20 protein-coding genes are annotated in these 21,768 nt (G+C 72.9%); 6 read left to right on the top strand and 14 right to left on the bottom strand.

Features of this window, described 5'->3' with window-relative positions:
- Positions 1 to 149: 149 nt before the first annotated feature.
- Positions 150 to 1,430: a lipase family protein gene (locus tag AB4091_RS05375; RefSeq protein WP_442290696.1), complete on the top strand. Its 1,281-nt coding sequence runs from the start codon at positions 150 to 152 to the stop codon at positions 1,428 to 1,430.
- Between the two features lie 30 nt (positions 1,431 to 1,460).
- On the opposite strand, the gene AB4091_RS05370 is transcribed toward AB4091_RS05375, so the two are convergent.
- From AB4091_RS05370 to AB4091_RS05345, 6 genes are all read right to left on the bottom strand, one after another.
- On the bottom strand, positions 1,461 to 2,900 hold the full coding sequence (locus AB4091_RS05370) for a tryptophan-rich sensory protein (RefSeq protein ID WP_442290695.1): 1,440 nt from the start codon (positions 2,898 to 2,900) through the stop codon (positions 1,461 to 1,463).
- A 3-nt stretch (positions 2,901 to 2,903) separates the two neighbouring features.
- Entirely contained in the window at positions 2,904 to 3,623 is a 720-nt protein-coding gene (locus AB4091_RS05365; RefSeq protein ID WP_442290694.1) for a CPBP family intramembrane glutamic endopeptidase, read from the bottom strand.
- Between the two features lie 61 nt (positions 3,624 to 3,684).
- Entirely contained in the window at positions 3,685 to 5,043 is a 1,359-nt protein-coding gene (locus tag AB4091_RS05360) for a cryptochrome/photolyase family protein (protein WP_442290693.1), read from the bottom strand.
- Positions 5,043 to 6,323 (bottom strand): class I SAM-dependent methyltransferase, encoded by a 1,281-nt coding sequence (locus AB4091_RS05355; protein ID WP_442290692.1) that lies wholly within the window; start codon positions 6,321 to 6,323, stop codon positions 5,043 to 5,045. The genes AB4091_RS05360 and AB4091_RS05355 overlap by 1 nt, the downstream gene beginning before the upstream one ends.
- Positions 6,320 to 7,075 (bottom strand): DUF1365 domain-containing protein, encoded by a 756-nt coding sequence (locus AB4091_RS05350; protein WP_442290691.1) that lies wholly within the window; start codon positions 7,073 to 7,075, stop codon positions 6,320 to 6,322. Before AB4091_RS05350 ends, AB4091_RS05355 begins: the two co-directional genes overlap by 4 nt.
- Positions 7,072 to 8,346, bottom strand: a complete 1,275-nt coding sequence (locus tag AB4091_RS05345; RefSeq protein ID WP_442290690.1) for an NAD(P)/FAD-dependent oxidoreductase — start codon at positions 8,344 to 8,346, stop codon at positions 7,072 to 7,074. The genes AB4091_RS05350 and AB4091_RS05345 overlap by 4 nt, the downstream gene beginning before the upstream one ends.
- Positions 8,347 to 8,499: 153 nt before the next feature.
- On the opposite strand from AB4091_RS05345, the gene AB4091_RS05340 reads away from it, so the two are divergent.
- Genes AB4091_RS05340 through AB4091_RS05320 form a run of 5 tightly spaced genes read left to right on the top strand, consistent with a single transcriptional unit; the run spans position 8,500 to position 12,968 of the window.
- Positions 8,500 to 8,970 (top strand): SRPBCC family protein, encoded by a 471-nt coding sequence (locus AB4091_RS05340; RefSeq protein WP_442290689.1) that lies wholly within the window; start codon positions 8,500 to 8,502, stop codon positions 8,968 to 8,970.
- A gap of 3 nt (positions 8,971 to 8,973) precedes the next feature.
- Positions 8,974 to 9,909: a MerR family transcriptional regulator gene (locus AB4091_RS05335; RefSeq protein WP_442290688.1), complete on the top strand. Its 936-nt coding sequence runs from the start codon at positions 8,974 to 8,976 to the stop codon at positions 9,907 to 9,909.
- Position 9,910: 1 nt separating this feature from the next.
- Positions 9,911 to 10,663, top strand: a complete 753-nt coding sequence (locus tag AB4091_RS05330) for a cobalt-precorrin-6A reductase (RefSeq protein WP_442290687.1) — start codon at positions 9,911 to 9,913, stop codon at positions 10,661 to 10,663.
- Positions 10,664 to 10,693: 30 nt separating this feature from the next.
- Positions 10,694 to 12,478, top strand: coding sequence for a SulP family inorganic anion transporter (locus tag AB4091_RS05325; RefSeq protein WP_442290686.1), 1,785 nt, complete (start codon positions 10,694 to 10,696; stop codon positions 12,476 to 12,478).
- 10 nt (positions 12,479 to 12,488) lie between these two features.
- Positions 12,489 to 12,968 carry an MOSC domain-containing protein gene (locus tag AB4091_RS05320; RefSeq protein ID WP_442290685.1) on the top strand — a complete coding sequence of 160 codons (480 nt, stop codon included), beginning with the start codon at positions 12,489 to 12,491 and terminating at the stop codon, positions 12,966 to 12,968.
- A gap of 133 nt (positions 12,969 to 13,101) precedes the next feature.
- On the opposite strand, the gene AB4091_RS05315 is transcribed toward AB4091_RS05320, so the two are convergent.
- The 8 genes from AB4091_RS05315 to AB4091_RS05280 form a co-directional block, all read right to left on the bottom strand.
- Positions 13,102 to 14,073, bottom strand: coding sequence for an ATP-grasp domain-containing protein (locus AB4091_RS05315; RefSeq protein WP_442290684.1), 972 nt, complete (start codon positions 14,071 to 14,073; stop codon positions 13,102 to 13,104).
- A gap of 38 nt (positions 14,074 to 14,111) precedes the next feature.
- Complete coding sequence (locus tag AB4091_RS05310; RefSeq protein ID WP_442290683.1) at positions 14,112 to 14,288, bottom strand: hypothetical protein; 177 nt, start codon at positions 14,286 to 14,288, stop codon at positions 14,112 to 14,114.
- Between the two features lie 100 nt (positions 14,289 to 14,388).
- The gene (locus AB4091_RS05305) at positions 14,389 to 15,342 is read right to left on the bottom strand and encodes a cobalamin biosynthesis protein (protein ID WP_442290682.1); all 954 of its coding nucleotides are present in this window, start codon (positions 15,340 to 15,342) and stop codon (positions 14,389 to 14,391) included.
- Entirely contained in the window at positions 15,339 to 16,349 is a 1,011-nt protein-coding gene (gene cobA, locus AB4091_RS05300) for a uroporphyrinogen-III C-methyltransferase (protein ID WP_442290681.1), read from the bottom strand. The genes AB4091_RS05305 and cobA overlap by 4 nt, the downstream gene beginning before the upstream one ends.
- Entirely contained in the window at positions 16,339 to 17,394 is a 1,056-nt protein-coding gene (cobC, locus tag AB4091_RS05295) for an Rv2231c family pyridoxal phosphate-dependent protein CobC (RefSeq protein ID WP_442290680.1), read from the bottom strand. The genes cobA and cobC overlap by 11 nt, the downstream gene beginning before the upstream one ends.
- Entirely contained in the window at positions 17,391 to 18,926 is a 1,536-nt protein-coding gene (locus AB4091_RS05290) for a cobyrinate a,c-diamide synthase (RefSeq protein ID WP_442290679.1), read from the bottom strand. Before AB4091_RS05290 ends, cobC begins: the two co-directional genes overlap by 4 nt.
- Positions 18,923 to 19,534, bottom strand: a complete 612-nt coding sequence (gene cobO / locus AB4091_RS05285) for a cob(I)yrinic acid a,c-diamide adenosyltransferase (RefSeq protein WP_442290678.1) — start codon at positions 19,532 to 19,534, stop codon at positions 18,923 to 18,925. Before cobO ends, AB4091_RS05290 begins: the two co-directional genes overlap by 4 nt.
- Entirely contained in the window at positions 19,534 to 21,765 is a 2,232-nt protein-coding gene (locus tag AB4091_RS05280) for a VWA domain-containing protein (RefSeq protein WP_442290677.1), read from the bottom strand. Before AB4091_RS05280 ends, cobO begins: the two co-directional genes overlap by 1 nt.
- Positions 21,766 to 21,768 lie beyond the last annotated feature (3 nt).

Here is a 21,768-nt window from a genome sequence, read left to right as displayed (position 1 = left end):
GCGTATGCCGCTGTCTGGCCCAGGCGCTAGACGGGCCGATACGGGCCCAGCGGACGCGAACTCGCCGCGACAGCAGTTGTTACCGCACGTAGGTTACTCGCCAGTGGGATGACAAGGGCGTCGTCCCTCGGCCAGAGGAGACACCCTCCATGACCCACCCCTTCGCACCGCCGCCTCACACCCCGTCGCCTCACACCCCGACGCCATCGACCCACAACCGACTGCACCGCGCGCGCAGGGTCGTCGGAGTCGTCGTGCTCGCGGTCGCGGCAGCGCTCCTGTCACCGGTCACGACCGCCCGGGCGTCGAGCGACTTCTACTCAGCCCCCGCCGTCGACGCCCCGCGCGGGACGGTGCTTCGCGCCGAGCCGATGAGCTTCTACCTCGACCCGCTGCACACGATCCGCTCGGCCGCCGCCGCCACCCGGGTCATGTACGCCACCCGCGACCGCAGCGGGTCGCCCATCGCGGTCACCGGCACGGTGCTCGTGCCGCCCCTCCCGTGGGTCGGACCGGGCCAGCGGCCCGTCGTCGGCTACGCCGCCGGCACCCAGGGGATGGGCGACCAGTGCGCACCGAGCCGTCAGCTCGCGGCAGGGTCGGAGTACGAGGGCGCCTTCATCTCGGGGCTGCTCGCCCGCGGCTACGCCGTCGCCATGACCGACTACCAGGGGCTCGGCACCCCGGGCACCCACACGTACATGGTCCGCGAGGCCCAGGCGCACGCGGTGCTCGACATGGTCCGCGCCGCCCAGCGGCTCCCCGGCACGGGCCTGCCCGGGGAAGGACCGGTCCTGCTCGCCGGCTACAGCCAGGGCGGTGGGGCCACCGCGGCAGCCGTCGAGCTCGCCCCTGCCTACGCCCCCGACCTCAGGGTCAAGGGCGCCGTCGCCGGAGCCGTGCCCGCTGACCTCGGAGCTGTCGCCGCAAACCTCGACGGCGGCCTCTACTCCGCCTTCGCCCTGTATGCCGTCGCGGGGCAGTCAGCCGCCTACGGCCTCGACCTCGGCGACTACCTCAACGCCGGCGGCACGTCGGTGATCCAGGCCGTGGAGGGGGAGTGCGTGGCCGACTCGATCGCGCTGCACGCCTTCACGCGCTCGAGCGACCTGACCAAGGACGGCCGCAGCCTCACCCAGCTGGCCGCGAGCGAGCCCTTCCGGTCGATCATCGCCGACCAACGCATCGGCCGGCTGAAGCCCGCAGTGCCGGTGCTCGTCACCCACTCGGCGCTCGACGACGTCATCCCGTACGCCGTCGGGCGCCAGCTCGCGAGCGACTGGTGCGCCCGTGGCGCCGACGTCGCCTTCTCACCGAACATCACCCCGACCCATGTCGGTGGCGCGGTGCCGTCGTTCGCCAAGCAGTTCGCCTTCCTCGAGGCGCGAGTGGCGGGGCTCCCGCAGGTCTCCGACTGCTGGTGGCTCTGACTCGCGGCCCACGACGGAAACGCTTGGGGCTCAGCGGTTACGGCGCGCGATCGCAGCGGAGAGCGCCGTCGCGAAACCGCACCAGACGGCATACGGCGACAGGGCGAGACCGGCGGTCCGGTTGACGCCCCCGGCCCGGCGGGCGAGGTCGGCGGAGCTCAGCGTGAGCACCGCCGCCTCGGCCGCCGCGACCCACGGCCGCCGCACCCGCCAGAAGACGACGCTCCACGCGGTGTTGAGGGCGAGGTTCGTGCCGAAGGCCTTGAGGTAGGCGTTGCGACCGGCCCGGTCGCCGGCGCCGTCCATCTCGGTGAGCACGGTGGCCGAGCTCGCGGCGATGTCGGCGTAGAGCGCCGTCCACACGATCGGGAACGCAATGGGGGGAGGCTGCCACGACGGCTTGTCGAGTGCCTTGTACCAGCGCGAGTCGGGCCGTGTCGCAAGCGAACCCGCGATGGCGCTCGCGGCCACGGCTGCACCGGTCAGCGCGAGGTTGCGCCAGGCCGTGTCGGGTGGGACGTCGCCCATCGCCGACCGGACTGCCGTGTCGAAGTCGGTGAGGCCGCCCGGCACGTCCACGTGCCGCTCGATGTCGCGCTCCTTGGTGACGACCTCGTGCACGAGGCTGCCCACGAGCGGCTTGGCCAACCCGGCGGAGATGGGCGTGACGAGACCGACCCAGTGGCTCGCCAGCCGGGGCGTCAGCACCGGAACCGTGACGACGACGGGCCGCCGCTGCCCCGTGGCGTCGGCGAAGCGGCTGATCATCTCGCGGTAGGTCAGCACGTCCGGACCGCCGATGTCGAAGGCCCGGTTCACATCCGCCGGAAGGCTGCCCGCCCCGACGAGGAGCGTCACGACGTCGTCGATCGCGATCGGCTGGATGCGGTTGTCGAGCCACTTCGGCGCGACCATCGCCGGCAGGCGCGTCGTGAGGTAGCGCAGCATGTCGAACGAGGCCGACCCGTCGCCGAGCACGACCGCCGCCTGGAGCACCGCCGTCGGCACGCCCGAGTCGAGCAGGATGCGCCCCACCTCGACGCGCGAGGCCAGGTGCGGCGAGAGCACCTCGTCGTGGGGGTGCAGGCCGCCGAGGTAGACGATGCGCCCGACACCCTCCTCGCGCGCCGCCGTGCTGAACGTGGTGGCCGCATCGCGGTCGCGTTCCTCGAAGTCGGGCCGGTCGTCCATCGAGTGCACGAGGTACCACGCCGCATCGACGCCGCTGAGGGCCTTGCGCATGTCGGTCGCCGACGAGACGTCGCCCTCGGTCACCTCGACCCGACCCCGCCACGGCCGGCCGTCGAGCGACGAGCGGTTCCGCGTCAGCACGCGCACGGTCCACCCCTCGTCGAGCAGCCGTGGCACCACCTGCCCGCCGATGTAGCCGGACGCTCCGGTGACGAGCGCGGTGCGCCCGGTGCCGGTGCTCGTGTCGGGGTCGGTCGTGGTGTCTGGTTCAGCGGTCATCGTTCACCTCGTGAGTGAGAGGGCGGGTGGGAGGAGCACGAGCATCCCCGTCGACCACACGACGTGCGTGATGATCGGTCCGAGGAAGCCGCCGGTGACCCGGCGCTGCAGCCCGGTCACGACACCGATCACGGCGGCGGCGAAGACGAGCAGAGGCACCCCGCTGCCGACGGTGGTCAAGGCATACAGGGCCGTGGTCACAGCGACGGGGTGCAGGGGGATCGCGGCGTACAGGGCGCCGCGGAAGTAGATCTCCTCGACCACCCCATTGACCAACGTGATGGCGAGCACCGCCGTGAACGAGCCGAACCGGGCGTGGTCGAGCAGCTGGTCCACGGGCTCACGCAGCGCCGGGATGCGGGCGACGACGAGCGCGCCGAGCAGGAAGACGGCGAGGAGCAGCGCGCCCAGCGCGAGCGACTGGACGACCGGACGCGTCTGCTCGCCCCGGCGCGTCCGTCCCATGCCCGCGTGCAGCGGGCCCGACAGCAGCGCCCCGACGATCCACACGGCAGCGAGGGCGAGCGTGGCGACGTAGAAGAGCGGGTCGCCCGGCGTGATGCGCAGCGCCCACGCCAGCACGGCCGAGCCGACCACGAAGGTCACGGCCACGACGACCTGGCGCCGGCGGAAGACGTCGTCGGGGTCGCGGTGGTCGCGGTCGACCTTCTGGATGAGCGCCGCGTTGACGAACGCGCGCAGCTCGGCCACGGGGCCCCGCATCTCGTCTCCTGTCGGCGATGGTCGGCGTTCGGTCGGCGTCGTTCGGCCGTCGGGTCGGCGCCTAGTGCCTGGCGCGTTCGTAGCGCGCCAGCGTCTCCTTGCGCTCGTCGTCGTGGTCGACGATCCGCTGCGGATAGTCGTCGTCGTACCCGTTGTCGTGCTTCCACGGCTCATGCGCCGCCGCCCCGCCCAGCTGACGCAGCTCCGGCACCCACCGGCGCACGTACTCGCCGTCGGGGTCGAACTTGCGCCCCTGCGTGACCGGGTTGAAGACGCGGAAGTACGGCGACGCGTCGGTCCCGGTGCCGGCGACCCACTGCCAGCCGTGGTTGTTCGACGCGATGTCGCCGTCGATGAGGTGGTCGAGGAAGTGCTGGGCGCCCACCGGCCACCAGACGTGGAGGTCCTTGGTGAGGAAGCTCGCCGTGATCATGCGCACCCGGTTGTGCATCCAGCCCTCCTCGAGCAGCTGGCGCATCCCGGCGTCGACGATGGGGTAGCCGGTGCGTCCCTCACGCCACGCCTGGACGAGGTTGTCGGTCTCGACACCCGAGTCGTAGGGCAGCCGGGCCAGCTCGGGACGCAGGTCGTGCCAGGCGGAGCGGGGGTTGTGCCAGAGCACGTCGGCGTAGAACTCACGCCAGATGAGCTCGGTGACGTATGTCGTCGCCGCCTTCGAGCGTCCGGCCGAGTGGGCGGCGACGTCGGCCAGGATCGTGCGCGGGTGGATCTCGCCGTACTTGAGGGGCGCCGACAGCCTCGACGTCGTGTCGAGGTCGGGCCGGTCGCGCTCGTGGTCGTAGGCCGTCAGCCCGTCGTGCAGGAAGGTCTCCCACCGCTTGAGCGCCGCGGCCTCACCGGCCTCCATGCGCGGCGCCTCCGGAAGTGCGTCGCTGTGAACGTCGTCGCGCAGCCAGGCGATGCGCTTCGGCCGGGCAGCTGGAGCCGGCCGTCCGTGCTGGTGCCACGCCTTTGAGAACGGCGTGAAGACCTTGTAGGGAGAGCCGGACTGGTTGACGATGCGACCGGGCCCGACGGCATACGGGGTGCCGGTGGCGACGAGCTCGCTGCCCTGGTCGGCCAGGGCCTTCGCGACCTTCTCGTCACGGCGGCGGCCGTAGGGAGTCGTCTCACGCGAGACGTGGACCTGGTGGGCGCCGACCTGCTTCGCGAGGCGCGGGATGACGTCGACGGGGTCGCCCTTGCGGATGACGAGGGCGTCGCGGGTGTCCTTCGACAGTGCCTTCAGCGAGGCCAGCAGCCGTTGCGACCGCGGCGTGTCTGCCTCGAGCAGCCTCGGGTCGAGGACGAAGACAGGCAGCACGTGCGTCGCGCTGTCGACGGCCGCGAGCAGCGCCGGATGGTCGCCCAGTCGCAGGTCGCGGCGGAACCACAGGATCGACGTGCTCGCCGGGGCCATCAGGCGGTGCCCCCGTTCGCCTCGAGCTCCCTCTCCAGGCGCACCTGGGCGACGGCGAGGTAGCCGGTGGCGAAGCCGGCCTCGCAGTACGCGAGGTAGAACTCCCACTTGCGCCGGAACGTCTCGTCGAAGCCGAGGGCATTGACCTCGGGCCAGCGCGCGAGGAACGTCTCGCGCCAGCGTCTCAACGTCTCGGCGTAGTCGGTGCCGAACGCGTCGACGCCCGTCATTCGCAGGCTCGTCGCTGCGGCCGTCGTCTCGTGGATCGCCTGGAGGCTCGGGATGAGGCCGCCGGGGAAGATGTGCTTCTGGATCCAGCCGTAGGAGTGCTTCGTGGCCATGAGCCGCTCGTGCGACATGAGGATCGCCTGGACGGCCGCGATGCCACCCGGCGCGAGGCGCTCGTCGATGGTGCGGAAGTAGGTCTCCCAGTACTCCTCACCGACGGCCTCGATCATCTCGACGCTGACGACGGCGTCGTAGATCCCGTCGACCTCGCGGTAGTCCTGGATGCGGATGTCCACCCGGTCGGCGTACCCGGCCTCGGCCACCCGCACCCGGGCCAGCGCCGCCTGCTCCTTGGAGAGCGTGACCGACGTGACGGTCGCACCACGACGGGCCGCCTCGAGCGCGAGGGTGCCCCAGCCGGTGCCGATCTCGAGCAGGCGCGTGTGCTCCCCGACCTTGGCCATGTCGAGGATCGCGTGGACCTTGCGCAGCTGGGCCTGCTCGAACGACTGCGTGCGCAGGGGCAGGTCCTCGTCGAAGAGCGCCGAGCTGTAGCTCATCGTCTCGTCGAGGAAGGTCGCGAAGAGGTCGTTGGACAGGTCGTAGTGCGCCTCGATGTTGCGGCGCGACCCCAGCAGCGAGTTGTTCTGGATGCTCGGGATGCGCCGGTCGACGACCCCGCGCAGCCGGAGCCACCTCGCGGGAACGGCCGTCGTCATCCGCTCGGCGAACGGCATGAGCAGCTGGGCGAGGTCGGTGCCGTCGGCCGCCTTCCAGTCGCCGGCCATGTACCCCTCGCCGATGCCGATCTTCGGGTGGTGCGCGAGCCGCTCGAAGAGCGCCGTCGGGCGCACGATCTCGAGCCCGGGGCGGTCGGGGCGGCGCGTGCCGCCGTCGAGGAGCGAGCCGTCGGGCATGACGACGTCGACAGGGACGCGCTTGGCGACCTGGGCCAGGATGCTGCGGGCGAGCCGGGCGCGTACGCAGAGCACGCGCAGCGTGGGCCGTCGCAGGCAGAGCGGCTGAGCCATCGTGGGGGACTGGGCGGTCATCGGACGGCCTCCTGGGGGTGTCGGGGGCGGGGCACGACGGGCAGGCGGCGCAACCAGAGACGGATGCCGTGCGCCCGGATCAGGGTGGTCACGCGCTGGGTCATAAGGCCGTGACGTCGGACGAGTCGGAGGAGCGCCCGCGGCGTGGCCGGCTCGGGGGTGCCACGCGTGACGGCCGTCATGATGCGCTCGCCGTCGCGGTCGAGTCCCACCGTGACGCTGACCGCGCGTGGCTCGAGCACGAGGCGGACGGCATACTCCCCGCTCGTGTCGTTGAAGGGCGACACGTAGAAGGCCTTACCCACCGTGGCCGAGCCGTCGTCGGCGACCTCGAGGAGGTATGCGTGGCGCTCGCCGTAGGTGTTGTGCACCTCGAAGACGACGGCCCGCAGGGTGTTGTCGGGGCGGAGGCACCAGAAGACCGAGAGCGGGTCGAAGGTGTGCCCGAGCACCCGCGCGTTCGCGAGCATCAGCACCCGGTCGCCGGGATCGAGGGTGGTGCCGCGGGCGGCGAGGAAGCGCGCCACGTCGCCGCGTATGCCGCCGCCGAGCCGACCCCGGTCCAGGTGGTCACGAGCGTCGAACCTCGCGAAGAGCCTTGCGGGCCAGGGCATTCGGGGCAGGTTGTCGATGTCGACGAGCCACTGGTAGTGGCCGTACGTGAAGCTGTGGTGCAGCGGCGTGCGACGAGAGTGGGCGACCGTGCCGTCGACGAGCGCGGGCACGGAGGGAGGGGTCAGAACCGCCGTCACCAGCGCACCCCGAAGGACTCGGCCGCCTCCACGCCCGAGCGGCACCCGTCCTCGTGGAAGCCCCAGCCGAGGTGGGCCCCCGCGAAGGCGAGGCGGTCGCCTCCGGCGTCACGGAGCCGGGCGGCCGCCCCGACGGCATCCTGCGTGAAGATCGGGTGGTCGTAGGACATCCGCGCCGTGACGAGCGCCTCGTCCACGGTGCCCGCGGGGTTGAGCGTCACGACGTGGTCGTCGGCGTCGGAGAGCCCGTGCAGGCGGTTCATCCAGTAGCTCACGGTGACGTCGGGCGCCGGGGCGTCGCAGCTGGGCATGCGGTAGTTCCACGACGCCTTGGCCTGCTGCGGCTTCGGCAGCACCGACGAGTCGCGGTGCAGCCACGTCTCGTTGCGGGAGTAGCGGATCGCCGAGAGGTCGCGCTTCTCATCGGGGGACGCGTCGGCGAGGAGGTCGAGCGCGTGGTCGGCATGGGTGGCGACGACGGCACGGTCGAACGTCGTGGTGTGGCCGCCGGCGACGAGGACGTCGACCCCGTCGTCGTGCCTGGCCACTGCGGTCACGGGGCTCTCCTTGCGCACGTCGGGCAGACGCTCGACGAGCCGCTCGACGTAGGTCGCCGACCCGCCGGTGACGGTGCGCCACGTGGGCGACCCCGTCACCGTCAGCATGCCGTGGTGGTCGAGGAACCGGAAGAGGTGACGCGCCGGGTAGGAGGACGCGTCGAGGTCACCGCACGACCACACGCAGGCCACGAGCGGGATGGCGAAGTGCCGGACGAAGTAGGTCGAGAAGCGCTGATGCGCGAGGAACTCGCCCCAGGTCGGGTTGCTCGACTCGTCGGCGAGCAGGGCGCGCGCGGCGCGGTGGAAGCGCGGCACGTCGGCGAGCATGCGCACGAACCGCGGGTCGGCGAGCCGCCGGCGCTGGGCGAACATGCCCTTGGGGCCGCGCCCGCCGGCATACGAGAGCCCGCAGCCCTCGCAGGTGATGCTCATGCTCATCTCGGTGGGCTGGGTCGGCACGTCGAGCTCGCGGAAGAGGCGGAGCAGGTGCGGGTAGGTGTTCTCGTTGTGGACGATGAAACCGCTGTCGATGCGCAGCGCACCGTCGCGACCCGGCACGTCGTGGGTGTGGGCGTGTCCACCGAGGCGCGAGTCGCTCTCGAAGAGGGTCACGTCGTGGGTCGCGCTGAGCACGTGCGCCGCGGTGAGTCCGGAGACACCGGCGCCGATCACCGCAGCGCTGGGTCGGGTGGGGCGGGTAGGGCGAGTCACCGAGGCCTCCTGGCTGATGGGTCCCGGGTGGTTCGGCGCGGCGCCCCGACCGGATTGTGCACGGACGCCACTGAGTCGACGTGGTGCGTTGTCCATCCTTCGTTCACACCGTAGAGTGGCTGTTCAAGGTCTGTCAAAGGTTTGGGAGTAGGCATGGTCATCGTGCGCACCGTCACCGTCGAGCACCCCGTCGACCGTGTCTTCGCCTATCTGTCCGACTTCACCAACACCAACGACTGGGACCCCGGCACAGTCCATACCGTGCGCGTCGCCGGCGAGGGCGGGGTCGGCACGCGGTACCACAACACCTCCAAGTTCCTCGGCCGCGAGACCGAGCTCGACTACCTGGTCACCGAGCACGTGCCCGACGAGAAGCTAGCCCTGCGCGGCGAGAACGCCACCGTCGTCGCCCACGACACGATGACCTTCGTGCGCACCGTCCTCGGCAACGGCGGCGCCACCGGCAGCCCGGGGCGTGGCACCGGCACCACCGTCACCTACCGTGCCGAGTTCGAGTTCAAGGGCGTCGCCAAGCTCGTCGCACCGCTCTTCGCGCCCGCCTTCAAGAAGCTCGGCGACGAGGCCGAGCAGGGCTTGCGCCAGGCGCTGGGGCAGCTGGCCTAGCCGATGTACACCATCAAACGTGCAGCGGAGCTGACCGGGATCAGCGTCGCGACCCTTCGCGCCTGGGAGCGCCGCTACGCCGTCGTCAGCCCCAAGCGCTCCGACGGCGGCTACCGCCTCTACGGCGCCGAGGACGTGCGCGCCCTCGCGATCATGAACTCCCTCGTCAACGAGGGCTGGTCGGCGCGCGAGGCGGCGGCCGAGACGCTGCGGCGGCTGTCGTCGCGCGACAACGCGGGCAAGGACGGCCGCGACGGGCACGAGCGCACCCACGCGGTGCCGCGCCGGGTCGCCCCGCTGCGGCCGGGCAGCCGCTACCAGTCCGAGGACGCCGAGGCCTTCATCCGCGCCGCCGAGCGCCTCGACAGCGCGTCGGCGACAGCGGTCCTCGACGCCCGGTTCGGCCTCGGCACCTTCGAGCACGTCGTCGACGACTGGCTCATGCCGACGCTCGGGCTCGTCGGTGAGGAGTGGGCGCACGGCCGCCTCACGGTGGCGGGCGAACACCTCGTCTCGTATGCCGTCCAGCGCCGCCTCGCGGCTGCCTACGAAGCCGCGTCGGGCCGGGTCGACGGGCCGACGCTGCTCATCGGCCTGCCGCCCGGCGCCCGGCACGAGCTCGGCCTGCTCGCGTTTGCCGTCGCGGCCCGCCGCGCCGGCTTCGCCACCATCTACGTCGGCGCCGACCTGCCCGCGGAGGAGTGGGTGCGTGCCATCGAGGCACGCCGAGCGGCCGGCATGGTGATGGCGGTGCCCCGCCACGTCGACATCGCCGCGGCCCGCAAGATCGTCGAGACCGTGAACCGCAGCCACCCCGAGGTCGTCATCGGCCTCGGCGGCAGCCAGCAGGACGAGATCGCGGGTGGCTGCGTGCACCTCGGCCACTCGATCACGGTGGCCGTCGGCGAGATGTCGCGGCGCCTGCGCGTTCCTGCCTGACGTGCGCGTCCTCATCCTCGGGGGCACCGGCGAGGCCCGGGCGCTCGCCGCTGCGCTCGTCGGGCGCGGCGTCGACGTCGTGTCCAGCCTGGCGGGCCGGGTCAGTGCCCCCGCCCTGCCCGTCGGCGCGGTGCGCGTGGGCGGCTTCGGTGGTGTCGACGGCCTCGCCGAGCACCTGGTGACCGAGGGCTTCGACCACGTCGTCGACGCCACCCACCCCTTCGCGCAGCAGATCACCGCCAACGCCGTCGCCGCCACTGCGCGGGTCGGGGTGCCGCTCGTGCGGCTGCAGCGTCCCGGCTGGGCGCACCACCCCGTCGCCGACACCTTCACCTGGGTCGATGACGTCGACGCCGCCCGCACCGCCGCCCAGGGCCTCGGGCAACGCCCCTTCCTCACCACCGGCCGGCAGCAGCTCGAGTCCTTCGCGACGTGGACCGACCGCTACGTCCTGGCCCGGGTCGTCGACCCCCCCGACTGGGACGTCCCCCCCACGTGGGAGGTGCTGCGGGCCCGCGGGCCCTACCCGTATGCCGCCGAGCGAGAGCTGCTCGAGAGCCGCCGCATCGACGTCCTCCTCACGAAGGACTCCGGCGGGTCCCTCACCGAGGCGAAGCTCGCCGCCGCCCACGACGTCGGCGTGCCGGTGGTGGTGGTGCGCAGGCCGGCGGTGCCGACGGGCGTGCTCGTCGTCGAGTCGGTCGACGACGCCCTCGACCGCGTCGTGGCGGCGCCCGACCCGAAACGCACCTGACGGCATACGTCCTCGCGTACGTTCGATCGCGTGACGGCAGAGCAGCGGGAGCGGGCGCTGTGGGAGCGGTTGCTCCCCGGACTCGTCGTGCTGCGCGACTACGACAAGGTGTGGCTGCGCGGCGACGTGCTCGGCGGCATCACGGTCGCCGCGTACCTCGTGCCCCAGGTGCTCGCGTACGCCGAGGTCGCGGGGCTCCCCGCCGTCACCGGGCTCTGGGCGGTGGGGCCGAGCCTGCTCGTCTACGCGCTGCTCGGCTCGTCACGGCAGCTCTCGGTCGGGCCCGAGTCGACGACCGCGCTCATGACGGCCGCCGGCGTCGGCGCGCTCGTCACGGCGGCGGGCGGCGTGGCGATGCGGCAGGAGACGGCGGCGCTGCTCGCGATCGCCGTCGGGCTCATCTGCGTCGTCGGCTTCCTCACGCGCCTCGGCTTCCTCTCCGACCTGCTGTCCAAGCCGGTGCTCGTCGGCTACATGGCAGGCATCGCCGCACTCATGGTCGTCAGCCAGATCGGGAAGGTCACCGGCATCCGCGTGCGGGGCGATTCGTTCCTCCAGGAGCTCGCGTATGCCGTCACGCACCTCGGCGCGACGCACCTGCCGACGCTGCTGCTGGCGCTCGGGGTGCTCGTCCTGCTCCTCGGCTTCCAGCGGCTCCGGCCCACCTGGCCCGGCCCGCTCATCGGGATGCTCGGGGCGACCCTCGTGGTCGCGGTGTTCGGGCTCGTCGACCGCGCCGGCGTCTCGGTCGTCGGCGACGTGCCCCGTGGGCTGCCGGCGATCCGGCTTCCCGACCTCGGCACTGTCGACGTGTGGCGGCTGCTGCCGGCGGCGCTCGGCATCGCCGTCGTCGCCTACTCCGACAACGTGCTCACCGGCCGGGCCTTCGGGGCGCGCCACCGCGAGCACATCGACAGCAACCAGGAGTTCCTCGCCCTCGGCGGGGCCAACGTGGCGACCGGACTGCTGCACGGCTTCCCGGTCAGCTCGAGCGGCAGCCGCACCGTCATCGCCGACGCGATGGGAGCCCGGACGCAGCTGCACTCGCTCGTCTCGCTCGGCCTCGTGGTCGCCACCCTGCTGTGGCTCGGGCCGCTCATCGGAGCGTTCCCCACCGCGGCGCTGGGCGCCGTCGTCGTCTACGCGGCGATCCGCCTCGTCGACATCCCGGAGATGCGGCGCATCGCCGCGTTCCGTCGCAGCGAGCTCGTGCTGGCGCTCTCGACGACGGTCGCGGTGCTGCTCTTCGGCGTGCTGCCGGGCATCGGCGCCGCCATCGCGCTGTCGGTGCTGGACCTGCTGCGCCGCATCCGGCACCCGCACGACGGCGTGCTCGGCTACGTGCCCGACGTCGCCGGGATGCACGACATCGACGACCACCCGAACGCCGTCCAGGTGCCCGGCCTCGTCGTCTACCGCTACGACTCGCCACTCTTCTTCGCCAACGCCGACGACTTCACGACGCGTGCCCTGCAGGTGGTCGACGAGGCCCAGCAGCACGGCGAGGTGTCGTGGTTCCTGCTCAACGCCGAGGCCAACACCGAGGTCGACCTCACGGCCGTCGACGCCCTCGAGTCACTTCGCGCGAGCCTGGAGCGCCGGCGCATCGTCTTCGCCATGGCACGCGTCAAGGAGGACCTGCGGGTCTCGCTCGAGGCCGGTGGCTTCGTCGAGCGAGTCGGCGCCGCCCTGATCTTCCCGACCCTGCCGACCGCTGTCGCCGCGTATGCCGCCTGGTACGAACGCGAGCACGGCTCGCCCCCGCCGGGGCTGCGCATCCCACCCGTCCCGCCGCTTCCGAAGGCCGACGCCTAGCCTTGCTGGCATGAGCGAGGAGCCCGTCGGTGCCGTGCAGCCCACGGTCGTGGGCCTGCACGTGGCGAAGGCTCGCCGGCTGCCGACGCGTTCGGTCGAGAGCGTCGAGGCCGAGGCGGGCGTCGGGCTCGTCGGCGACCGCTACCACGGCAGCAGGCACCGGCACGTCACCGTGCAGTCAGCGGCCGACCTCGCGGCGGCAGCGGCCGACCTCGGGCGACCCGTCGACCCGGGCCTGACGAGGCGCAACATCACGATCTCCGGTGGCACCATCCCGACGAAGCCGGGCACCCGGATCACCATCGGCGACGTCGAGCTCGAGGTGGTGCGGGTCGCGGCGCCGTGCCGGCTGCTCGACGACAACCTCGGCCCGGGTGCCGCGCGGGCGCTGCACGCCAGGGGCGGGACGGTGTTCCGGCTGCTCAGCTCCGGACACATCCACCTCGGCGACGAGGTCGACCTCCACCCCGATCGAGAGAACACTCCGTAAGAGCCACGCACGCCCACTGCCCGATCGAGAGAACGCTCCGTCACCCCGGGCCACGCGCCAACCGCCCGCAACCGCCCGATCGAGAGAACGCTGCGTCGCGTTCGGCCGGCGACGGAGCGTTCTCTCGATCAGGTCAGAGCGCGGGTGCCGGCCTGCGAGGGCTGCGTGCGAGCTCGTCGGCCACGAAGGTCGCGAACGCGGCCCCCAGCGGCATGTCTGACATTCCCTCGACGAAGAGGAACTGCCCCTGCGGGTTCACCTCGAGGAAGACCGGGTGCCCGTCGGGACGGACCTTGAGGTCGAAGACCCCCATCCGCAGGCCCAGGCGTCGGGTCACCTCGCGAAGGGCGTCCGAGAGCCGGTGCTCGAGGCCGACCGGCTCGACGACCATGTCGTTCGCGAGCCGCCAGTCCAGCTCGGCGCTGCTGATCCGGGCCGCGTGCACCGAGTCGCCGAAGACCATGACGCGCAGGTGGTCGGTGCCCGGCACCTCCTCCTGGTAGACGGTCGCCGCGACCGTGATCTCCGCGTCGTCGTCGAGGGAGTCGAGGGTCACCCGTCCGGCCTGCAGGGACGTCCCCAACAACCCGGTCAGGGTCTTCGCGATGACGGTGCCCCCGTGGGCGCGGGTGAAGTCGCGCACGTCCTCCGGGTCGGAACTGACCAGCGTGCGCGGCACCGTGAGGCCGACGGCCCGGGCGACGCTGAGCTGGAGGAGCTTGTTCTGGGCGCGCTCGGTCGCGAACGGGTCGCTGATCCACGTCCCCGAGAACCCGGCGAGGAGCGTCCCCCGCAGTGCGGCCCGGTTGTCCTTGACGACGAGCTTGCGCAGCTGGGTGTCGGTGACCGCCTCGGGCACCGTGGGCCGGCCGTGGCAGCGGCGCCACCACACGAGGTCGAGGTCACGGACCGCGACCGTGCCGCCACCCTCGGTCGGCAGGGTGTGTTCCGGGCCGTCGACGTTGGCCCAGGTGAGTCCCCCGGCGGCCGAGAGACTGTCGGAGGCGATGATGGCCGCGTCGATGTCGTGGGCCTCCCGCAGGTGCTTGCGGATCACGTACGCGTGGAGGTCGCCCGCGAGGGTGACGATCGCAACTCGGGTCATGGGTCTACTCCTTGGTCTGTCGGTCGCCGGGGTACGGGTCACTCGTCGCAGTCGTCCCAGCCGTCGTCGCAGCCCGAGATCGAGCCACCGGGCCAGCTCGGCCGCATCCCGTCGGGGCCGATCACGGTCTGCTCCCACGCGTCGAGCCGCGGCGGGTGGACGTAGCCCTCGTGGCTGCGGGTGAAGCGGGCCGACATGGGTGAGAGGTCCTTCATGACAACTCCTCGGTTCTGGCCGGGCCTCGGTGACCCGGCACCGCCCGTCAGAGGGGCTCGAGCGAGGAGAGATACCGTCGGAAGACCCTTTTGAGTAGCGCTACCCAGCAGTCGGAAGGCCCCTGCGTGAGCGCGATGCGGCGAGCGACACGGCGAGGGCGGTGAGGAGGGCGCCTCCGGATACGCGTCTGGCGAGGCGTGCGGCCGGCGCGATGTCGGCGCGCCCGGCAGCCGGTCCGGTGCCGAGGGTCCCGCGGTGCTCCACCCGTCCGTCATAGGTGTTGGAACCGCCGAGGCGGACGCCGAGCACGCCGGCGAACGCCGCCTCGACGACGCCACCGTTCGGGCTCGGGTGTGCGGGAGCGTCACGTCGGATCGCCACCCATCCTGCGGCGGCGCGCGACCGGGTCGGCGCGGCAGCCAGGGCGAGGGCCCCGGCCAGCCGGGCGGGAGCCCAGTTGACGATGTCGTCGAGTCGCGCTGCGGCCCAACCGAACTCGGCATAGCGCTCGTTGCGATGGCCGACCATCGCATCCAGCGTGTTGACGGCTCTGTAGGCGAGCAGGCCCGGCACGCCGAGGAGCCCGCCCCACAGCAGTGGTGCCACGACGGCGTCCGAGGTGTTCTCGGCGAACGACTCGATGCAGGCGCGGGCCACCCCGTCGGCATCGAGGCCGGACGTCTCTCGCCCGACGAGGTTGCGCACCTGGGTGCGGGCAGCGGTCAGGTCGCCCCGTCGGAGCTGGCCGTCGATGGCGCCGGCCTCACGGGTGAGCGACCGTCCGCCGAGCACGACCCAGGTCGCCGCGGCGGTCAGGAGCGTGTGGGCGGTCCCGTTCCCTCGCGCCGACCGCTCGGCGACCATGCCCAGTGCGGCCGTCGAGCCGACGAGCGCGGCGACGTGGCCGACCCCGCGACCGCGGCGAGCGGCATACGTTCTCTTCTCGAGCGCGATGGCAGCAGAACCGAACCCGGCAACGGGGTGCCAATGGCGCGGGTCTCCGAAGGCCCGGTCGAGCAGGAAGCCGAGTGCCAGTCCGAGGGTCCGGCTCATCGGAGCACGTCGAGCGCAGCGACGTCGCCGATGACGACGACCGCGGGCGCGCCAAGCCCTTCGCGCGCGGACGTCTCGGCGATCTCGGCCAGCGGTGCACGCACGGCGCGCATGCTCGGAAGGCCGGCGTCGGCGACGACGGCGGCGGGAGTCTGGGGTGACATCCCTTCCGACACGAGCGTTTCGGCGATCGCACCGAGCGTCGCCACCCCCATGAGGACCACGATCGTCGTCCTGCTGCGGGCGATGGCGCCCCAGTCGAGGGTGCTGCGGTCGTCACCCGGGGGCACGTGGCCGCTGACCACTGTGAAGCCCTGGACGAGTGCCCGGTGCGTCACCGGGATGCCTGCGAGAGCTGGCGCCGCGATGCTCGACGAGATGCCGGGGATCACCGTGACCGGGATGCCGCGTGCAGTGCAGGCCTCGGCCTCCTCACCTCCGCGACCGAAGACGAAGTTGTCGCCGCCCTTGAACCGCAGCACGTTCCGTCCGGCGAGGGCGTGCTCGACGATGACGTCGTTGATGCGTTCCTGGGGGGTGAAGTCGCCGCGGGGGATCTTGCCCACGTCGATGACCACGACGTCGTCGCGGGCGTGGCGCAGGGCGCTGAGCGGGGCGAGACGGTCGTGCACGATGACGTCGGCGCGGCGGATCGCCTCGATGCCTGCGACGGTCAACAGGCCGGGGTCACCCAGCCCCCCGCCGAGCAGCGTCACCGACCCGATCGCGGGGCTGGTTGCAGCCGCCGTCGGCAGGTCGGCAGTGGACGGCGACGTCGAGACGTCCGCCCGGAGCACGACGTCGTATGCGGTCGGGTCGGCGGTCCCGTCGAGCGTGACGAGACCGCGCTCGGCGAGGTCGCGCAACGAGGTCGGCAGGTCGTCGAGGTGTGCCGCGACGGTGACCCGGGCCTCGTCGCGCAGCAGCGCGTGCACGATGGCGACCGAGTGCGGGGTGACCCGGGCCAGTAGGACCGACAGCCCGGTGAAGCTCAGCTCAGGCGACACGGCGCAACCTTCCCAGCTCGGCGAGCGCGGCGGCGACGGCTCGCGACGTCTCAGGGTCTCGCACGGCGAGCCGGATCCACGAGGGCCCGAGCCCCGGGAACGTCTCGCCACGCCGGACGGCGAAGCCGAGGTCGGCCATCTCCTCCCTCACGGAGGTGGTGCCCAGGGGGCTCGTGTCGACGAGCACGAAGGGGGCGTCGGAGGGCGCGGCGGTGCCGAGCCCGACGGCAGCCAGCTCTTGGACGAGCACGTCGCGGTCTGCAGCGATCGTCATGGCGCCGGCCTCCGCCTCGGCGATGGCGCCCTCCGAGAGACAGGCCACGGTGGCGGCCACGGCCGGGCTCGAGACCGACCACGGGGGCTGCATCCCGCGGAGAGCGGTGACGACAGACGGGTCACCGACGACGTAACCAGCCCTCAACCCGGCGAGTCCCCACGTCTTCGTGAGCGACCGGACGACGAGCAGGCCCTCGAGGTCGGGGCCGATGACCGACTGGGACTCGCCCGGCACGGCGTCCATGAAGGCCTCGTCGACGACGACGACGCGACCCGGCGCGCGCAGCGCGAGCAGGTCGGACGCAGGGTGCAGCACGCCGGTCGGGTTCGTCGGGTTGCCGACGACGACCAGGTCGGCCTGCGCGTGCACGCCCCCTTCCGCGAAGGCGCGAGGGTCGAGCCGGAAGCCCGTCTCGCGCGGCAGCACGCACCGCCCGACGACTCGACCGGCCGCGGTCAGCGCGGCCTCGGGCTCGGTGAACTGCGGGTGCACCACGACGGGCCGTGCGGCGTGCACGCCGCGGGCCAGGAGGGTGAACGCCTCCGCCCCACCCGCAGTCGGAAGCACGCAGGCGGGGTCGACGCCGTGGTGTGCCGCGATGGCCTCGGCCGCCGGAGCAGCGTCGGGGTAGCGCCCGAGGTCGCGCAGGGAGTCGGCGATGACGTCGGCGAGCCACGGCGGCGGCCCGGGCAGGCGCACGTTGACGGCGAGGTCGACCAGACCCGGCGCGACGTCGCGGTCGCCGTGGTGGTGCAGGTCGACGCTCACGACGCGTGCCTCGAGGGGCGGGCCGACGCGGCATACGCGTGCACGGCACCGGCGAAGCGAGCCGCGAGGTGCGGGTGCCCGGCCCAGTGCGTGTGGAGGTACGACGCGTGCACGGTGGCCCGACCGGTGCCCGCGGGGTCGAGCGCGAAGCCGTCGGGGGACCCATCGAGTAGCCACGCTGCGGGAGACGGGCCGGAGGCGAGCTGGTCGGCGCTGATCGTCGTGCGATGGAACTCGTGGCCGGTGGCGCGGGTGCCCGGCACTCCCAGCACCGAGTCGCCGGGAGCCACGGCCGTGCGGTAGCCCAGTGCGAGGCGCGGCCCCATGGAGCCGACGCCGGGGACGACACCGACCATCTCGTTGCCGTCGACGGCTGCGCTGAGGTAGAGCATGCCAGCGCACTCCGCGACCGTCGGCAGACCTGCGGTGACCGAACGGCGGACGTCTTCTCGCAGTGAGGAGTTCGCAGACAGCTCCTCGGCGTGGACCTCAGGGAATCCGCCCCCGAGGTAGAGCCCGGCGGTGCCTTCGGGCAGGCTCCGCGAGGTCAGCGGGTCGAACACCACCGGCTCGAGCCCTGCCGCGCGCAGCAGCTCGTCGGTCTCGGGGTAGCGGAACGTGAAGGCGCGGCCGCCCGCCACCGCGACGACGGGCCTGCGGCCGTGCGGGCCGGAGCCGACGGCGTCCGGGCGAGCAGCGTCACCCAGCGCAGCCGAGGGGTCCCAGGCGCTCGCGTCGAGGTCGGGCGCCGAGCGCGCGATGGACATGACGTGGTCGAGGTCGACGTGCTCGGCGACGCGTTCGGCGAGCAGCGCGATGGACTCGGCGGCCTCGTCGCGCTCGGCGGCCGGCACCAGACCCAGGTGCCGCGACGGCGCCTCGATACCGGCCTCCCGCGGCAGCACACCGAGCACGGGCACGCCGGTGGCGTCGAGGGCCGACCACACCTCGCGCATGTGCCGCCCGGACGCAGCCTTGTTGAGCACGACGCCGGCCACCCGGATGCCGGGCTCGAAGGTGGCGAGGCCGTGCACGATCGCAGCGGCGGTGCGCGTCATGTGGCTGACGTCGAGCGCGAGGACGATGGGGGTGCGGGTGAGCGACGCGACGTGAGCGGTGGAGGCGTAGCCGTCGCCGCCGACGCGGCCGTCGAAGAGTCCCATGACGCCCTCGATGACCGCCACGTCGGTGTGGCCGTCAGCCGCTGCGCCGTGGACGAGCATCGGCGCGACGAGGGCCTGGCTGGTGAGGAACGGGTCGAGGTTGCGGCCGGGCCGTCCGGTGGCGAGGGAGTGGTAGCCCGGGTCGATGAAGTCCGGCCCGACCTTGAAGCCGGCGACTCCCAGCCCACGCGCGCGCATCGCCGCCATGAGACCCGTGGCGAGGGTCGTCTTGCCGTGGCCGGATCCCGGAGCCGAGACGATGAGCCGCGGCAGCACCGTTCCGGCGGGCTCCGGCGGCTCCCCGGACGTCTCGGGCAGCCGGCCGAACGCCGCCCCGAGGGCGCCGCCTAGGGCGTCGACGGCGCTCACCACTCGATCCCCCGCTGGCCCTTCTGGCCGGCGTCGAAGGGGTGCTTGACCTTCGTCATCTCGGTCACGATGTCGGCGAGGTCGAGGACGGCCTGCGGGCACCGGCGCCCGGTGATGACGACGTGCTGGTGGCCCGGGCGGTCGCGCAGGGTGGTCACGACGTCGTCGACGTCGATCCAGCCCCACGCCATCGGGTAGGTGAACTCGTCGAGCACGTAGACGCCGTGCGTCTCGGTGGCCAGCCGCCGCTTGATCTCGGCCCAGCCCTCGCGTGCCGTCTCGGCATGGTCGTCGCCGGTGCCCTCCTTGCGCGCCCAGGACCAGCCGGCGCCCATCTTGTGCCACTCCATCGGCCCACCGCGGCCGGTCTCGCGGTACAGCTCGCCGAGGGTCTCGACAGCGGTCTGCTCGCCGATGCGCCACTTCGCGCTCTTGACGAACTGGAACACGCCGACCGACCAGCCCTGGTTCCAGCCACGCAGTGCGAGCCCGAAGGCCGCCGTCGACTTACCCTTGCCGTCGCCCGTGTGGACGATGAGCAGCGGCCGGTTGCGGCGCTGCCGGGTGGTGAGCCCGTCGGCCGGGACCGTGGTCGGCTGTCCCTGCATCAGGCGGCCCTCCCCGTGGTGGAACGGATCGCTCGAGCCGCGCCGACGATGGCCGAGGCCGCGAGCTCGCCGACCGGCAGGTGCTCGGCGCCGAGCTGCTCGGACAGGCGGGCGGCGAGGCCCATCCGGAACCGACCGGTCTCGCAGTCGAGCACCACCGACTCCACGGCCTCGTGGCGCAGAAGGGCAGCCGCGCGACCCGAGCGGCCAAGAGCGTCAATACCGCTCGTGGCTCGGCCGTCGGTGACGACGACGAGGAGCGCCCTGCGGTTCGGGTCACGCAGCCGTTCGACGCGAAGGGTTTCGTATGCCGTCTCGAGCCCTTCCGCGAGGGGTGTCCGTCCACCGTGGGGCAGGTCGCGCAGCCGCCGCGCGGCGATGTCGACGGACCCGGTCGGGGGGAGGGTGAGGTCGGCAGCCGCGCCGCGGAAGGTGACGAGGCCGACCTTGTCGCGGCGCTGGTAGGCGTCGAGCAACAGGGACAGGACGGCCGACTTCACCGCCTCCATGCGTCGGCGCGCCGCCATCGAGCCGGAGGCGTCGACGCAGAGCAGCACGAGGTTGGACTCGCGACCTTGGAGCACCGACCGGCGCAGGTCGCCGGGAAGCACCCGGAGCCCAGCGCTCGCGGTCGCCGGGCTCGCGGTCGCCGGGCTCGCGGTCGCCGGGCTCGCGGTCGCCCGGCTCGCTGCCGCGCGGATGGTCGCAGGCAGGTGGACCGGCCCCCTGGGGCGCGTGGTCGAGCCGACGCGGCGGCCAGAGCTGGTGATGGCGGCCGAGCGACGTCCCGGGTCGCCGTGCCCGACGCCCTTGGCGCGCAACAGGCGTGCGCGGTAGGGCTCCTCGGCGGAGCTCACGCCTGCGGCGGGTGAGCCTGCGGGAGAAGGAGACCCGGGCCCCGGCTCGGTCTCGCCGTCGGGTTCGCCGGACTCGTGCTCCGCTCGCTGTGGTTCGGGGTGGCGGTCGTCGCTGGCCTTGCCGTCGCTCGCGTTGCCGTCGCTCGCGTTGCCGTCGCTCGCGTTGCCGTCGCTCGCGTTGCCGTCGCTGCTCGCGTTCGGCTGATCGCTGCCGTCGCCCGGGCCAAGTTCGGGGTCGGGCTCCGGCTCCGGGTCGTCGTTGCCGAGCAGCCGGTCGAGCAGGTCCTCGTCGAGGCCCGGGGAGTCGAAGGGGTTGCGCCGGCGGCGGTGCGGCAGTGCGAGGCGGGCCGCGGCGCGCACGTCGGCGACCGTCACCGTCGGGCGTCCTGCCCACGCGGCGTGCGCGACGGCGGCGCGAGCGGTGACGATGTCGGCGCGAAGGCCGTCCACCTCGAAGCCGGCGCACACCGTGGCGATCCGCGTCAGCATGTCGTCCGTCAGCCTCACCTCGCCGACCCGGGACCGGGCGTCGGCGATGCGGGCGCGCAGCGCCTGCTGGTCGGGCTCGAACCGGGCCACGAACGCAGCCGGGTCGGCGTCGAAGGCGAGCCGGCGGCGTACGACCTCGGCGCGCAGCGCGGGCTCACGCGGCGCCGCGACCTCGACGGTCAGCCCGAAGCGGTCGAGCAGCTGCGGGCGCAGCTCGCCCTCCTCGGGGTTCATCGTGCCGACCAGGACGACGCGCGCGGCGTGTGACACCGAGACGCCATCGCGCTCGACGGTGTTGCGACCCATGGCTGCCGCGTCGAGCAGCAGGTCGACGAGGTGGTCGTGGAGCAGGTTGACCTCGTCGACGTAAAGGATGCCGCGGTTCGCGGCGGCGAGCAGCCCCGGTTGGTATGCCGTCTCGCCGCGTCCCAGCGCACGCTCGAGGTCAAGCGAACCGACGACGCGGTCCTCGGTGGCGCCGATCGGCAGCTCGACGAGCCGGGCCGGGCGCGTGTCGACCGGGGCGGTCTGGTCGTGCGGCCCGTCGGGGCAGCCGGCACCGGCACCGCCGCCGTCCTCGGGCGCGCAGCCGAACCGACAGCCGGCCACGACGTGCTGCTCCGGCATCACCGCGGCCAGGCCGCGCACCATCGTCGACTTCGCGGTGCCCTTCTCGCCGCGCACGAGCACGCCGCCGACGTCGGGGGAGACGGCCGTGAGCACGAGTGCCAGGGCCAGGTCGTCCGACCCGACGACCGCCGAGAAGGGGAAGGTGACCGGCCGGTGAGCCGCGTCGCCGCCGGGGCGGTTGCCGGCGCGGCCGGAGCCGCCGTCGGAGCCGCCGTCGGGGCCGTCGTTCCTGCCGTCGTTCGTGCTGTCGCGCATGTG

Origin of the sequence: Terrabacter sp. 2RAF25 (genome assembly GCF_052115265.1) — a bacterium.
Taxonomy (GTDB): domain Bacteria; phylum Actinomycetota; class Actinomycetes; order Actinomycetales; family Dermatophilaceae; genus Terrabacter.
The sequence above is the reverse complement of the archived record's forward strand: the minus strand, read 5'-3'. Positions and strand labels throughout refer to the sequence as shown.

What these genes read in the sequence shown, in the direction of transcription:
- AB4091_RS05360 (WP_442290693.1), bottom strand. Translation starts at nt 5,043, where the DNA reads ATGGCCCCGGCGAGCACGTCGATCCTGTGGTTCCGCCGCGACCTGCGA.
- AB4091_RS05340 (WP_442290689.1), top strand. Translation starts at nt 8,500, where the DNA reads ATGGTCATCGTGCGCACCGTCACCGTCGAGCACCCCGTCGACCGTGTC.
- AB4091_RS05335 (WP_442290688.1), top strand. Translation starts at nt 8,974, where the DNA reads ATGTACACCATCAAACGTGCAGCGGAGCTGACCGGGATCAGCGTCGCG.
- AB4091_RS05375 (WP_442290696.1), top strand. Translation starts at nt 150, where the DNA reads ATGACCCACCCCTTCGCACCGCCGCCTCACACCCCGTCGCCTCACACC.
- AB4091_RS05315 (WP_442290684.1), bottom strand. Translation starts at nt 14,073, where the DNA reads ATGACCCGAGTTGCGATCGTCACCCTCGCGGGCGACCTCCACGCGTAC.
- AB4091_RS05305 (WP_442290682.1), bottom strand. Translation starts at nt 15,342, where the DNA reads ATGAGCCGGACCCTCGGACTGGCACTCGGCTTCCTGCTCGACCGGGCC.
- cobO (WP_442290678.1), bottom strand. Translation starts at nt 19,534, where the DNA reads ATGCAGGGACAGCCGACCACGGTCCCGGCCGACGGGCTCACCACCCGG.
- AB4091_RS05365 (WP_442290694.1), bottom strand. Translation starts at nt 3,623, where the DNA reads ATGCGGGGCCCCGTGGCCGAGCTGCGCGCGTTCGTCAACGCGGCGCTC.
- AB4091_RS05310 (WP_442290683.1), bottom strand. Translation starts at nt 14,288, where the DNA reads ATGAAGGACCTCTCACCCATGTCGGCCCGCTTCACCCGCAGCCACGAG.
- AB4091_RS05280 (WP_442290677.1), bottom strand. Translation starts at nt 21,765, where the DNA reads ATGCGCGACAGCACGAACGACGGCAGGAACGACGGCCCCGACGGCGGC.
- AB4091_RS05355 (WP_442290692.1), bottom strand. Translation starts at nt 6,323, where the DNA reads ATGACCGCCCAGTCCCCCACGATGGCTCAGCCGCTCTGCCTGCGACGG.
- AB4091_RS05370 (WP_442290695.1), bottom strand. Translation starts at nt 2,900, where the DNA reads ATGACCGCTGAACCAGACACCACGACCGACCCCGACACGAGCACCGGC.
- AB4091_RS05320 (WP_442290685.1), top strand. Translation starts at nt 12,489, where the DNA reads ATGAGCGAGGAGCCCGTCGGTGCCGTGCAGCCCACGGTCGTGGGCCTG.